The 13,120-nt window shown below is 42.4% G+C and carries 13 protein-coding genes; 4 read left to right on the forward strand and 9 right to left on the reverse strand.

Features of this window, described 5'->3' with window-relative positions; translation table 11 throughout:
- Nucleotides 1-89: 89 nt before the first annotated feature.
- Nucleotides 90-1,391 carry an extracellular solute-binding protein gene (locus tag ACQCVH_RS20980; protein ID WP_426837524.1) on the reverse strand — a complete coding sequence of 434 codons (1,302 nt, stop codon included), beginning with the start codon at nucleotides 1,389-1,391 and terminating at the stop codon, nucleotides 90-92.
- A gap of 157 nt (nucleotides 1,392-1,548) precedes the next feature.
- Here ACQCVH_RS20980 and ACQCVH_RS20985 point away from each other — a divergent pair, with 157 nt between their 5' ends.
- Nucleotides 1,549-2,733, forward strand: a complete 1,185-nt coding sequence (locus ACQCVH_RS20985; RefSeq protein WP_426837526.1) for an ROK family transcriptional regulator — start codon at nucleotides 1,549-1,551, stop codon at nucleotides 2,731-2,733.
- A gap of 27 nt (nucleotides 2,734-2,760) precedes the next feature.
- Nucleotides 2,761-4,371 (forward strand): glycoside hydrolase family 43 protein, encoded by a 1,611-nt coding sequence (locus tag ACQCVH_RS20990; RefSeq protein ID WP_426837527.1) that lies wholly within the window; start codon nucleotides 2,761-2,763, stop codon nucleotides 4,369-4,371.
- A 243-nt stretch (nucleotides 4,372-4,614) separates the two neighbouring features.
- Here the strand turns inward: ACQCVH_RS20990 and ACQCVH_RS20995 are convergent, their stop codons facing one another.
- From ACQCVH_RS20995 to ACQCVH_RS21005, 3 genes are all read right to left on the reverse strand, one after another.
- Entirely contained in the window at nucleotides 4,615-4,965 is a 351-nt protein-coding gene (locus ACQCVH_RS20995) for a hypothetical protein (RefSeq protein ID WP_426837528.1), read from the reverse strand.
- A 195-nt stretch (nucleotides 4,966-5,160) separates the two neighbouring features.
- Complete coding sequence (locus ACQCVH_RS21000) at nucleotides 5,161-6,030, reverse strand: alpha/beta fold hydrolase (RefSeq protein WP_426837529.1); 870 nt, start codon at nucleotides 6,028-6,030, stop codon at nucleotides 5,161-5,163.
- 146 nt (nucleotides 6,031-6,176) lie between these two features.
- The gene (locus tag ACQCVH_RS21005; protein ID WP_426837530.1) at nucleotides 6,177-6,977 is read right to left on the reverse strand and encodes a phosphotransferase; all 801 of its coding nucleotides are present in this window, start codon (nucleotides 6,975-6,977) and stop codon (nucleotides 6,177-6,179) included.
- 332 nt (nucleotides 6,978-7,309) lie between these two features.
- Here ACQCVH_RS21005 and ACQCVH_RS21010 point away from each other — a divergent pair, with 332 nt between their 5' ends.
- On the forward strand, nucleotides 7,310-7,840 hold the full coding sequence (locus ACQCVH_RS21010; protein ID WP_426837531.1) for a DUF6241 domain-containing protein: 531 nt from the start codon (nucleotides 7,310-7,312) through the stop codon (nucleotides 7,838-7,840).
- A gap of 83 nt (nucleotides 7,841-7,923) precedes the next feature.
- On the opposite strand, the gene ACQCVH_RS21015 is transcribed toward ACQCVH_RS21010, so the two are convergent.
- The 3 genes from ACQCVH_RS21015 to desA all read right to left on the reverse strand — a co-directional run bounded on the left by ACQCVH_RS21015 (nucleotide 7,924) and on the right by desA (nucleotide 10,874).
- The gene (locus ACQCVH_RS21015; protein ID WP_426837532.1) at nucleotides 7,924-8,388 is read right to left on the reverse strand and encodes a GNAT family N-acetyltransferase; all 465 of its coding nucleotides are present in this window, start codon (nucleotides 8,386-8,388) and stop codon (nucleotides 7,924-7,926) included.
- A gap of 190 nt (nucleotides 8,389-8,578) precedes the next feature.
- On the reverse strand, nucleotides 8,579-9,607 hold the full coding sequence (locus tag ACQCVH_RS21020) for an STAS domain-containing protein (protein WP_426837533.1): 1,029 nt from the start codon (nucleotides 9,605-9,607) through the stop codon (nucleotides 8,579-8,581).
- A 238-nt stretch (nucleotides 9,608-9,845) separates the two neighbouring features.
- Nucleotides 9,846-10,874 (reverse strand): Delta(5) desaturase DesA, encoded by a 1,029-nt coding sequence (gene desA, locus ACQCVH_RS21025; protein WP_426837534.1) that lies wholly within the window; start codon nucleotides 10,872-10,874, stop codon nucleotides 9,846-9,848.
- A gap of 636 nt (nucleotides 10,875-11,510) precedes the next feature.
- Here desA and ACQCVH_RS21030 point away from each other — a divergent pair.
- Nucleotides 11,511-11,711, forward strand: a complete 201-nt coding sequence (locus tag ACQCVH_RS21030) for a cold-shock protein (RefSeq protein WP_009791915.1) — start codon at nucleotides 11,511-11,513, stop codon at nucleotides 11,709-11,711.
- 124 nt (nucleotides 11,712-11,835) lie between these two features.
- On the opposite strand, the gene ACQCVH_RS21035 is transcribed toward ACQCVH_RS21030, so the two are convergent.
- Both ACQCVH_RS21035 and ACQCVH_RS21040 read right to left on the reverse strand, forming a co-directional pair.
- Complete coding sequence (locus tag ACQCVH_RS21035; RefSeq protein WP_426837535.1) at nucleotides 11,836-12,303, reverse strand: hypothetical protein; 468 nt, start codon at nucleotides 12,301-12,303, stop codon at nucleotides 11,836-11,838.
- 110 nt (nucleotides 12,304-12,413) lie between these two features.
- On the reverse strand, nucleotides 12,414-12,848 hold the full coding sequence (locus tag ACQCVH_RS21040; RefSeq protein WP_426837536.1) for a terpene synthase: 435 nt from the start codon (nucleotides 12,846-12,848) through the stop codon (nucleotides 12,414-12,416).
- Between the last annotated feature and the right edge of the window lie 272 nt (nucleotides 12,849-13,120).

Raw genomic sequence — 13,120 nt, forward strand, 5'->3', positions numbered from 1 at the left:
ACATTCAACCCCATATTTAAAAATGAAAAGGACAATCCTGCAAAGGGTATGTCCTTTTCTTTAGTTGATTACTAGTATTCCGAGAACCCTTATTCTTTGGACAGCGCTTCTTCGTGCGCCTTGGCAAATTCTTCAGGAGACACTTCTTTTCCAAACAGCGACTGAATCATATCTAAATGCACCTGAGCTGTATCTGCGCTCATCTGCACATCTGCAAAAAGCGTGATATTGCTGGCAGAGTTCAGGTCTTCCAGGACATCGACATACATATCAGGAAGATCAAGTGACGCCGCATCCACTTTTGTTGCCGGGATGACGCCTGCATCCGTCACTGACTTTTCTCCCCACTGCTCAATGAAGTAGGAGGCGAATTCTTTCGCTTCTTCCTTCACATCAGAATCTTCCGCAACGAATAATCCTACTCCAGGACCGCCTACATAGCTGTCCATATCCCCTTTTCCGTCAACGGTCGGGAAGTTGAAGTAGCCCACAGAATCCCTGAATTCCTGAGGAACGTCTTCATTGGTTGTGTAATTTGGGAGATCCCATGTTGCAATCAGGTACATGGCTGCCTGTTCGTTCATGAACATGCTCTTCGCTTCTTCATCGGCAAGACCGTTGAACCCTTTGACAAATGCATTCATGTCAACCAGCTCCTGCACCTTTTCAGCAGCTGAAACCAGGGCAGGATCTTCAAATGAACCGCTGCGGTCGATTGCTTTTGTCAGGACATCTCCGCCGCCGATCCGGTCAGCCAGATACATATACCATAGAGATCCCGTCCAGCGGTCTTTGTTTCCAAGCGCAATTGGAGCAACACCGTTTTTATCCAATGTTTCTATTACATTCTTAAGCTCTTCATATGTTTTAGGCGCTTCCAGCCCATATTTTTCAAAAATAGCTTTATTATAGAATACTGTTGCAATGTTCAATTCAAGCGGCAGTCCATATGTGCTTCCATCGACTTCATATGCTTCTGCTGTGCCGGATACGAATTTATCTTTTAAATCCCCTTCAAGAAGGTCATCCAGCGGCGTAAATTTCTTTCCGCTCACATAAGGGTCCAGGAATCCTGCAGCCCATGTCAGTCCTACATCAGGCAATTGGTTGGAAGTAGATAATACTTTCAGCTTATCTTTATATTGCTCATTGCTCAGCACTTCCAGGTCCACTTTCACATCTGGATGCTCGCTCTCAAAATCCTTGATGATTCCGCTTACAATTTCGTTGTGCAGTTTGGAGCTTCCTTCAGGCCATAGGTGCATGAATTCAATTGTTTTCTCATCACCGGAGCCGCCGCTCGCTTTTTCGTCGGATCCTGAACAGCCTGTAATCAGGGCAAGGGAGGAAAAAATGGCAAAAAGTGTTGTAACCGCTTTCTTCTTTTTCAAACTAAATACCCCCAATATTCTTTATTTTGATTCCGAGATTTGTTACTAAACATAGATTACCATCTCAAAGAATGTTTGTCTAGCGGATAAACTAAGTTTATAATAGAAAATGAAAATGGTACACTTAGGAAAACAAAACGAAATGGAGCTTTTAAAAATGAGGCTGACCCAGACCTACAACCAGCATGTTGTAAAAAAAGGCAATAAGTCATTAGTTCTGCAGACCATCCAGGAATGCACCCCAATTTCAAGGGCGGATATTGCCAACCTGACCGGATTGAATAAAGGGACCGTCTCCTCCCAGGTCAGTGAGCTGCTCAGCGAAGGCCTGATCCTTGAATCAGGGCCAGGTGTCTCAAGCGGCGGACGGAGGCCTGTTATGCTGCTCTTCAACCAGGTTGCCGGCTATTCCATCGGCATTGACATCGGCGTCAACTATATTCTTGGGATCCTGACCGATCTACAGGGAAACATCTGCAATGAGGAATTGATTAAGTTCAATGACCTGACTTTTGAAGAAATCAAAGAAAAGCTATTCACAATTGTCGACACCCTGATCGGTTCAATGCCAAAAAGCCGCTACGGACTGGTCGGGATCGGCATCGGCGTGCCAGGAACCGTCAGCACGGAAGGCGAAATCCTTCTGGCCCCCAACCTGAATTGGCGGAATATCGACCTGAAATCAGTGATGACAGCGAAGTACAATGTTCCCATCCTGATTGAAAACGAAGCCAATGCAGGGGCATACGGTGAAAAAAAATTCGGTGCCGGCCAGGAAGCCAATAATATCATCTATGTAAGCATCGGCATCGGCATCGGTGTCGGCCTCATTTTAAATGGAGAGCTTTACAAAGGAAACAATGGATTCTCCGGCGAGCTTGGCCATATGACGATTGAAACAGGCGGGCCGGTGTGCCGCTGCGGCAACCAGGGCTGCTGGGAGCTTTATGCTTCTGAAAAAGCATTGGTCGAATCCGCAGCCAGGGATGCCATCCAGCCGGAGAATGGGCAGAAGCTTTCACTTGAAAGCCTGAATGAACTGGCTGAAAACGGGGATGCCGGCGTCATTCACATTTTTGAAGAAATCGGCGGCTATATCGGGGTCGGGATCAATAACATCATCAATATTTTCAACCCTGAGCAGGTCATCATCGGCAACCGTCTCGCCTCTTCTTCCAAGTGGCTGGAGGAACCGCTGAAGAAGAAGCTGGTCCATGCGCTTTCTACACACAAAAAGGATCTAAAGATTGATTTTTCCCAGTTATCCACCCATGCTGCTGCATTCGGGGCGGCCGCTTATGCGAGCGAAAACTTCCTGACCATCGATATTCAGGAAGCCTAACATTATATCCAGGAGAGGTGCTGTACAATGACAATCATTCAAAATCCGATTTTAACAGGCTTTAACCCTGATCCAAGCATTTGCCGTGCAGGCGAAGATTATTATATTGCCGTTTCTACGTTTGAATGGTTCCCTGGCGTCGGGATCTATCATTCCAAGGATCTTAAGAATTGGCGGCTCATCTCCCGCCCGCTCAATCGCCTCAGCCAATTGAATATGCTGGGAAATCCTGATTCAGGCGGCATCTGGGCCCCTGCCCTGTCTTACCATGATGATAAATTCTGGCTGATCTACACAGATGTCAAAGTGGTTGAAGGACAGTGGAAAGACAGCCATAACTATCTCGTCACCTGCGACAAAATTGATGGTGAATGGTCAGAGCCTGTCTACATGAACAGCTCCGGCTTTGATCCTTCTTTATTCCATGATGAGGACGGAAAGAAATACTTCGTCAACATGATGTGGGATCACCGGGTCGGCAATCATAACTTCTATGGTATTGTCCTGCAGGAATTCAGTGTCGAGGAGCAGAAGCTTGTCGGCAAAAAAGAGGTCATCTTCAAAGGCACCGATATTAAACTGACTGAAGCGCCTCATCTTTATAAGATGAACGGCTATTATTATCTCCTCACAGCTGAAGGAGGAACAAAATACGACCACCAGGCAACCATTGCCCGCTCTAAAGACCTGTGGGGACCATATGAAGTGCATCCTGACAATCCGCTGATCACGTCATTCCCTTACCCAAGGAATCCGCTGCAGAAAGCCGGACATGCTTCGATCGTAAAAACACATACGGACGAATGGTTCCTTGTGCACCTGACCGGCCGCCCATTGCCGCAGGAAAACAAAGCGCTCCTCGACCCGCGCGGCTATTGCCCGCTTGGCAGGGAAACCGCCATCCAGCGCCTCGAATGGAAAAATGACTGGCCATATGTGGCCGGGGGAAACCAGCCATCCGTCGAAATCGAAGGACCGGCCATCGAGGAAGTCAAATGGGAGAAGGATTTTGATGAGAAAGATGATTTCAGCTCTGAAACTTTGAATCTTCATTTCCAGTCACTAAGGATCCCGCTCGGAGAAGATATCGTTTCATTAAAAGACAACCCTGGGCATCTGCGCCTTTATGGACGGGAATCACTAACATCTAAATTTACGCAAGCGCATATCGCGAGGCGCTGGCAGCATTTCAATTTTACGGCCGAAACAAAAGTGGCCTTCAATCCTGACACATTCCAGCAGGCTGCCGGACTCGTAAACTACTATAATACACAAAATTGGACCGCCCTGCAGATCACCTGGCATGAAGAAAAAGGCCGGATCCTCGACTTGACGGTCTGCGATAACTTTACATTCAGCCAGCCGCTCCAGGACAGCCCAATCACCGTTCCGGACGAAGCAGACTATGTCTACCTGCGCGTAAATGTAAGCACTAACACTTACCGCTACTCCTATTCATTCGACGGAAACAGCTGGACCGAAGTCCCAGTCACCCTGGAGTCCTACAAACTCTCAGACGACTACATCAACGGAGGCGGCTTCTTCACCGGCGCATTCGTCGGCATGCAATGCCAGGACACATCCGGGCAGAGGCTTCACGCTGATTTTGATTATTTTGTTTATCGAGCCATGGGGTGAGCCATGGGGTCAGGTCCCCTGGCCCAAAATCACAAAAAACTCCGCTTGCTGCCATCAGCCAAGCGGAGTTTTTTCGGTACATTTCTTTTCAGTTCACTACTCAAGCTTTATATGCAATTGAAGCCTCATAGTACTTAATTGGTTTTTTTGATGTTTTATTGTTGAAGAATACATTCAGTGAAACAAAACAGAGGAGTATTGCTTATGAAGAGAATTTATTATTGAGGGTAAGTATAGAGAAGCTCAAGAAAGCCTCCTTTTAATAAGCTCCAGTTCTCTTTCATTACGTGCAGCTTTTTCCCAAATAAAATCCTGATCCAGCTCTAATCTATTGAATCGGTCCATCACTTCTTTATGATGGGCATCAATTTTTGCATCAGTGCTATCCATTCTTGCTTCAATGATCTCAAAGCGCCTATGAATAGAATCAAATTTCTTGTCGATAGAATCAAATTTCTTTTCAATGGCATCAAACTTCCTATCAATAGAATCAAATTTCCTGCTGTGATCCTGCTGGACTGTTTGCATACTAGCTACTTTTGTAAGCAGCTGCGTCAGCATTCCCTCAATTCGGTCAAATCTTTCTTCCGTCATTTTCTCACCTCCCTTTACTCTATTATAAAATAGTCACTTGAAGCTAGACAATGTCAATCTTTTCACGTTTAAGCGCGAAAAAGGTACCCTATCATTTATCCCCAGACCTCATTTAAAAACAGATAATATTTCTTAATTGCCCCTATCAAATTGGAGCAAGGAGAAACTGAGCCAGGGGACCTGTCCCCCTGGCTCCTAATAATGAGCATCCAAAAACGCGGCAATATCCTCATTGATCTTGATCAAATATTCATCAGAAGGAAAATGTCCCATTTCATATGCCTTGAAGTCCGCTAAGTTTGGTATGATTTCCTTTGCTGCCCGGTTCAGCCTCTCTTCAGGAAAAAAGACATCTTTTTTCCCCGCTATAACCAGTGTCGGCGCCTCGTACCCGGCCAACTCTTGACGCTCTGTTATCTTCGGCATATCCTGCTCAAGCTTCACATATTTGAATACATGGCCGATAATCTCTTTATCCCGCGCTTTCATCGATCCGCCAGACATAATACCAGTGAGTTTATCCAGATGTTTTTCCGAAGAAAAGACCGTGTAGGCGAGCATCGGCAGTAGAATATCTCTAATCATCCTGGTCTTGGATCCAAGACTGATCCCTGCCGGCGACACCAGCACCGCGCATTCGATCAGCTCTGGCATATATGCTGCCATCCTCATGATGATTCCTCCACCATAAGAAGGACCGATAAAGGCACATCTGCTGATTTGAAAATGGTCCATCAGCTGTTTGATCCATTTTGGAAAACTATCATCCTGAGCTGAAATCCTCGCCTCTGCGCTGAATCCCGGATGGCCGATTGTATCAGGTGCATAAATTCTGTACCCTTCTGCTAAGGAGGAGAACCATGACAGTGTCATCGGATTGATGCAATTGCCTCCCTGAAAAATAAAAACAGGCTTAGCGTCCTTTGGCCCTGCTGAAAGAACATGCGTCCTTCCATAGCTGGTGTCCACAAACATCCTTTCCACGTCAAAACCCAAAGTGCCTATATATTCTTCATAATCCTTCTCCAGCGTGCGTTTGCCATGTTCATTTTTATAGATGGTCATTTGGCATCTCCCCAGTGAGTTGGTCAATTTCTTTTCTTATCATCTTTACCAGTGAATATACGCTTGAAGGAGCTGGTGAGTTTCACTTTCTTGATTTATTAGATACAGTAAAAAGCGCTAAACCAATCAGGCTTAACGCTTTTAATTCACAGTGTCCAATCCTGACCGTGCCTGCGAATGAACTCAAGTTCCATTTGATAATGTTCAAGGTGCCCTTCTTCCATCATTGTTTGAAACGCCTTATCTCCCTCTCCGGCTTTCCTTCGTATGGTTTTGCATAACCCTTCTATCCGGAGCAGCACCATCTCTAAGTAATCATTTTCAAGCCCTTTGATGCCATAAGATTGAAAAAATAGTCTTACCCGCTGTTTTATGCGCTCTGCATCCTTTGATTGATCATAATATACGGCCTCACCTGTTTCCCTATGATAGAGTCTGCTTAAGGGAACACAAGTGTAAAGAGTGTAAGCTATATCCCAAAGTCTCGGGCCTGGAGCAGCATGATCAAAATCAATAACCCCTGCTGGCTTTTCATGTTTAAAAATAATGTTATAGACGGCAAAATCATTGTGGCACACCACTTCGAATGGCTGAGGGGTATGATCAATCGGCTGCCAGCTCTCATTGATCGGAAAGTCGCTCACGGCATCATGATAAAGCCGAAGCATTTTCGCAATCTCTTTTAAAGCATCATTAGACCACATATATTTTTTTACAGGGTAATGGCCGGCTTCTCCTTCGATAAATGTTAAGATCTCTCTATTTTTTTCGTCAATGCCCAGAAACTTTGGAGCAAAGGCAAACCCTTTATTTTCTAAATGCTGCAATAACGTATGGATTTTTATACTATCAGCCTTTAATTCCCGCCGTATCGTATCTCCAGAACGATATACGTTCGAGACATTTCCTCCCGCCAGCAGCTCTTCGTTTTTATCCTGATTCCTCATTAAAATTCCTCCCTTGTCAGGGGACGCAATGAATGTGCATATAGAGATGCAATGTCGCCAGCAATACCTAACTGGCAATGGAAATTTTATTGGCCGCACCGTGTGTCCCTTGAATTATTTTAGATAGAAAAATAAACGTATCTCCAAAAAAGGGACCGCCCACTGTTTCTATCCAATTCTATAAATCATTTCATGGTATTCCACATGCGCAATACAGATTCCCCTTTCTATGCATCTCTGGGTTATTATACCAAATATTACTAATCAGCCGATCAATAGATTTTAATGAAACCGGAAATGGTATAATGTTAAAAAAAGGAAGGTGGCTATCTATGAAAAAAACCTTAATTTTATTGGCAGCTATCGCCTTGCTCCTGGTTCTTTTTATAACAGTCAATTTCATGAAAACAATGGATGAGGATGTTAACATAGAGCAAACCAAACCAGAATCTGCTCCCTCTGAAGAAGCCTGGGATCCTGATGCTGCACCCGAACAGGTTGCCAGAGTGGAAGGGGCGACAACAGCATTCCCTGTTGACCGCAGCTCCATCGAACAGGAAGTCATGGATACTATGCACTTTATGACGCATCAAAAAGTCATGGCCGAAAAAAAGACCGGTGCTGTCGAGATGAGCAAAGAGAATATTGAGGAAATCTATAGCATCCTGCAATCGAGTGATTTTGAAAGAAAAGAACCGCTGCTCGAAATAGCAGCAAAGTGGAGAAACGACAATTTTTCAGACATAATAGAGGATCATAATTATTTTTGGGAGCTGAATGGTGGTCAGGTTGGCAAAGCATACAGGGTGCTTAAACCTTCGGATGAGGAGAAATTTATTGAGAATAACTTTAGGAATACATAAGGTTTTCTTCACTATTTAAATGTAATAAAAAACAGTTGCCGGATTGGCAGCTGTTTTTGAATATAAAGACCTAAATGCCTTTTTTAGATAAGCCTCAGCTTCAATCCTTCATGTGTGGCTTTAAAACCTAACCGCTCATAAAACCTCAGGGCATCCGGCCTCTCCTTATCGGTTGTAAGCTGTACCAAATGGCAGCCGCGTTCTTCTGCACGCTGTATGGCCCATTTGATCAGTTCAGATCCTACTCCCATCCCTCTTACTGATGCTGAGGTTCTTACCCCTTCAATCGCGGCTCTCCATCCGCCTTGATGTGTAAGATAGGGAGTGAAAGTTATTTGCTGAACCCCAATGACTTCGGTTCCCCGGCATGCTACAATCAGCTCGTTATCAGGGTCGGATGAAATAGCTTGAAATGCCTTTATGTAGCTGTCCGGAAGCGGATGCTCATACTTTTCACGTGTACGCCCGAGAACATCATCAGCAAGCATGGCCACAATGCTGTCCAAGTCTTCTTCAGCAGCGGTTCTGAACTTTAGTTTTGCCTCCATTGCTTATCCTCCTTTTAAGGTCTGTAACAATTTCTATGCTAACTGAGTTCATTCCATAAAGTAATTAAAATTATTTTATAGCTCCTCATAGGAATCTCTTATGATGCAGCCAGGTATTTTTGGGGGCTGTCTTTTAATGGGATAGGTCTGCGGCGGAACTACCTGGTAAAAACACAAAAAAGAAGGCGCATCATGCCTTCTTTTCTTTAATCTCAAAGCCATTCTGTTCAATGGCGTATTCTACTCCGTGCTGTAATGTAGAAAAAGTTTGTACATTGCTTAATTGAATGTTTGAATTCGATATTTGTGTGGCCTGGTCCGCAGAAATGCCAACGATGAAACACTCTCCGCCTATTAGACGGATAGAAAGAATCAGCTTTTGAATGCCATCTATTGTGTAACTGTCCAGACCTTTGAAACCTGTCAAATCAATTAATAGGTAATTGGCTTTTAGTCTGGAAAATTCAAGCAGTGAACGTTCAATAAAATTGGATAAACGTTCATCATTAAAATTGCCAATAAGCGGAACCACAACAATCCCTTTTAATACTGGGATAATAGGTGTGGATAATTCATTTACAAGAGTGGAAAGTTCTTCGGTTCTTTCTTTTACTTTTTGCTCAAGCTCTAAAATATGTTTTGTCTCTTTTTGTCTTGCCAGTTCAAAAATATTTTCTGTAGGTGAAACATCAGAAGGAAATATTTCAATTTCGTCATATTCGCTTCCATTCAGCTGGCTTTTGTTGATTTTGTACCAGACTTTTTGTTCAAATAGGCCTGTAAAGACTCCTGCCCAGTGGCTCGGCAATAATACGCCAGCCTTTTCCTTGTCAGTGTTATTAAAAATTCTGTGCTCCCAGCTGTTAGTCAACTGAACGGTTGCTCTCTTTTCCTCATAATGAAAGTCGACAATTTTGACATTGCCCCAGCCTGCATTTCTGTAAATATCACCATATTCTTCAAGAAGCTGTTCGAGATCCCTACGGCCAGTATAATAAGAAGTTACTAAATGACCCATTCGATATCCCGTTGCTTCATATACAGTTTTAGATACATCTTCACCAGAAACTTCTTCAATCGTTTTCAAAAATAATTCTATTGCTGAATCCCAAAATAAAAGTGCTGGCGCACCATCAAAGGTAAAAAGACCGTTTTGGGGATCCCATATAAACTCATTACTGTTTACCTTAACCGTTACTTTTTCCTTTTCCAACGCCATAAAGTTCACTCCCTGCTATTCCTTACGCCTGTTTATTTTAATCTATTGACTGCTTTTTTACCAATAAAGTCACGATGTATGTGCAGATCTATACATATCTCATTTATTCCAGCTCATTTGATGGAGCGCCTGAATGTAAAAAAGTACATTTTTTAAGACAAAAAAAGTGCTGACTGCACAAATACATTGCGCTTGTCGGCACTTTTTGTAAACTTCTTATCATGACAGACCGGTTTTATTAATCAGATCCCAGCCGTGCTGATTCCTGGGTTTTAGCAGCTTTTCCTAAATGGCTAAAACCAACAAATTTCTTGCCCTGTTCATCCCACAGACGGAACTTTAATGACGCAAGGCTTGTTGCCAGTGTAATGGTCGGAACATGCTGGAGCGGTTCAGTGTTTTTATGCACCTCTTCAAGCTTATAATTTGGAACTCTTGGGCTAAGGTGGTGGACATGATGGAAACCGATATTGCCTGTCAGCCACTGCATGACTTTTGGAAGCTTGTAAAATGAGCTTCCTTCAACAGCTGCTTTTACATATTCCCAATGCTCATTTTCTTCAAAATAAGAATCCTCAAACGTGTGCTGAATATAAAACAGCCATACTCCGAGAGTACCCGAAATCATGAAAGTCGGCACCTGAACGAGCAGGAAGTTCTGCCAGCCGATAGCCCAGCATACAAGTCCCGCCACAGCGGCGATTCCGAGGTTCGTCACATACGTATTCATCTTTTCTTTGCGCTTTGCACCTTTGCGATTGAAACGATTGGTAATGCCAAAAACGTAAATCGGACCGAGAATAAACATAACAAACGGATTTCTGTACAGCCTGTACATAATTTTTGTTTTAGTTGAAGCTTCCAGATATTCCTCAACGGTCAGTACCCAAATATCGCCTGTACCGCGCTTGTCCAGGTTGCTGCTTGTCGCATGATGGACAGAGTGGTCATGTGCCCACTGGTCGAAAGGATGAAGAGTCAGAATCCCCGTTATGGTGCCAAGGATCCGATTGGCCTTTCTGTTCTTGAAAAAGGAATAGTGGCAGCAGTCATGAAAAATAATGAAGATTCTCACTAAAAAACCTGCAGCAGCCACAGAAATTGCTAATGTAAGGAAATAAGAGACCGATAAGCTCTTATATGCCAGGTACCACAGCACGAAAAATGGCACCAATGTGTTAATAATTTGCCAAATACTTTTTTGTAAATCGGACTTTTCATAAGGAGTAACCATCTTTCTTAAAGCCCTTGGGTTTTGTTCGTTCATTTTTGAAAGTTTCTCCTTCACTCATTTATTTATTTAAGTATAGAAAACGTTTTATTTTTGCGGTAGTCCCAGCTGTCATGTACGATACATGATAAGTGTCATGGTTTTCTGATCTGGATTCCTTTTTTCACTAAAAATCTGCTGTCCAACTTTATAAATTAACCGTTTCATATGTATTTTTATTTGGCTTTGTTAAACAATGTTGTTGATTTTGGGCTCATTTTAGCCAGCTGTGCTGAAATGCGTGTGAAACAGAGTTTCACACGAATGAGCCCAAAATCAACAAGGTACACTAACACAGCCTTTAATTTTAAAAAATTTGAAGATGAAGAATTTACGAATACGGCTGCCCCGAGGATAGTAGGAACGTAAAAAAAATATACCCGGGCCTTTATCGAGCTAAACTCATTCACATCTTCTCTATGAGAATTGAATGTAATTTATAATAACCCTCCACCCTTTAACAAATATTGCCATAATAAAACGATAATATAATTTGCAATTTTTACCGATTGCTGTTATGATGAAAAAGAATTATTTTTGTTCGGTATACGTTCATTATTGACTTTTCGTCTAGATAAATACTTTGAGCAGGGATAGTAATACATTGTGCGGCAGCACTAGGAGGCAACAAAAATGGAACAAGGTACAGTAAAATGGTTTAATGCAGAAAAAGGTTTTGGCTTCATCGAACGCGAAGGTGGAGACGATGTATTCGTACACTTCTCTGCTATTCAAAGCGAAGGATTCAAATCTTTAGACGAAGGTCAAAAAGTAACATTTGACGTTGAGCAAGGTGCTCGTGGACCTCAAGCAGCTAACGTTCAAAAAGCTTAATCTTCGTAACATACAGACAGGCCCTATTTTATAGGGCCTGTCTTTTTTCTTTCTATATAGTGAAAAGCGTTCGCCAGGGACATCCAAAACGTAACCTAAATCTGCGATCCTTTTAGAGATCATGTCATGCATCAGAAAGCACCTTATGGACAGTACGGAGTAATTTGATTTCCTTTTCAGATTTACCTGACTCAGGACAGAGTGAAAGGAAGCGTGCATTAACAGCGTAAATAACGGTATCTGCTGATTTCACTTCCTTACGATTATTTACTATGACGTTTTCGTATGGCAAAAATATTCTTATAACATGGGTATACCCTGCAGGACCCGGATTGGATTTAACCTCTCTGATCCAGATGCGGACTTTTTCGCGCTCAGGCCCCTTCCATTCTACAGAATCTGCGTTGTATTTTCTGTGATACAACTTCGAAATATCCTGATCCATCCATACTCGCAATGACTCATAAATAAATGATTTCGCAGCACCGTCCTTTATCTCCACTTCTTCTCCTGTTTTTATCATTTCAGAAGCAGATACATGTCCAGTCAGAAGGAAAGTACCCATAATTAGCATAAGCAGTATTTTTTTCAAAACATCACTTCCCAATATGTATTTGTGCATTATTCTCTTTAAGAAGATGGTTTCCATACCATGCAAATATTGGGGGAATGAAGAATTACGCATTACAAGTCAGCTGCTTTTTAATCTTGCGATAAAAACATCCAATTTTTCTTATCAAATTCCTCAATGATAAAATTTGAACCTATATTGCGCAACATCTTATTAAAAGACTCAATACAGTCTTCATTGCCATACAAATCTTCCTGAGTATATTCCTTAGTGATAAAATTCGTTACATTGGTTGTATTAACAAAGTCAGAAAAATACGATCTCAACATTATGGAATCTTCTCTTGATAGTGCTTTATCATTGATTAATGAAATCCTTAACACATTTAAAATCTCATTAATGTCCTCTTCGTCCATAAAACATAAAGGATCCATCTTTTTATCTTCTTCTGTAAAAGGACTTCGAGTATCCTCAATGACGGCATAAGCTAAGAGGTCTCCTTCTTTTTTTAATACATGGAAAATTTCCAGATCACGCAGTTTTAAAATTCTGGCAAGCGATATCATTTTTTCCTCCTGGCCAAGTGTACACTGAGAGTTCTCTACGCTTTCACTTTTCTAATCTTTATATTGGCACAATGAATGATTATTTTTGTCTGGGAAAACAGATAGATCTCATGCTTCAGCTTCTTTTTGCTCAGCGGAGTGATTTTGTAAACGCTAAAATAAAAGTTGACCACTTTAGCGGTTTTCGCTAACCAAAAAGTTGACCACCCTTAACACCCATCCCTTATCATAAGTTTGTCGAGAACTGTATGATTTGGGAGGAAAAAGGATGT

It is taken from the genome of Bacillus infantis, assembly GCF_050107595.1.
Taxonomy (GTDB): Bacteria; Bacillota; Bacilli; order Bacillales; family Cytobacillaceae; genus Bacillus_AB; species Bacillus_AB infantis_C.

Coding starts and splice junctions, on each gene's coding strand:
- ACQCVH_RS20985 (WP_426837526.1), top strand. CDS start 1,549: ATGAGGCTGACCCAGACCTACAACCAGCATGTTGTAAAAAAAGGCAAT.
- ACQCVH_RS20990 (WP_426837527.1), top strand. CDS start 2,761: ATGACAATCATTCAAAATCCGATTTTAACAGGCTTTAACCCTGATCCA.
- ACQCVH_RS20995 (WP_426837528.1), bottom strand. CDS start 4,965: ATGACGGAAGAAAGATTTGACCGAATTGAGGGAATGCTGACGCAGCTG.
- ACQCVH_RS21000 (WP_426837529.1), bottom strand. CDS start 6,030: ATGACCATCTATAAAAATGAACATGGCAAACGCACGCTGGAGAAGGAT.
- ACQCVH_RS21005 (WP_426837530.1), bottom strand. CDS start 6,977: ATGAGGAATCAGGATAAAAACGAAGAGCTGCTGGCGGGAGGAAATGTC.
- ACQCVH_RS21010 (WP_426837531.1), top strand. CDS start 7,310: ATGAAAAAAACCTTAATTTTATTGGCAGCTATCGCCTTGCTCCTGGTT.
- ACQCVH_RS21015 (WP_426837532.1), bottom strand. CDS start 8,388: ATGGAGGCAAAACTAAAGTTCAGAACCGCTGCTGAAGAAGACTTGGAC.
- ACQCVH_RS21020 (WP_426837533.1), bottom strand. CDS start 9,607: ATGGCGTTGGAAAAGGAAAAAGTAACGGTTAAGGTAAACAGTAATGAG.
- desA (WP_426837534.1), bottom strand. CDS start 10,874: ATGAACGAACAAAACCCAAGGGCTTTAAGAAAGATGGTTACTCCTTAT.
- ACQCVH_RS21030 (WP_009791915.1), top strand. CDS start 11,511: ATGGAACAAGGTACAGTAAAATGGTTTAATGCAGAAAAAGGTTTTGGC.
- ACQCVH_RS21040 (WP_426837536.1), bottom strand. CDS start 12,848: ATGATATCGCTTGCCAGAATTTTAAAACTGCGTGATCTGGAAATTTTC.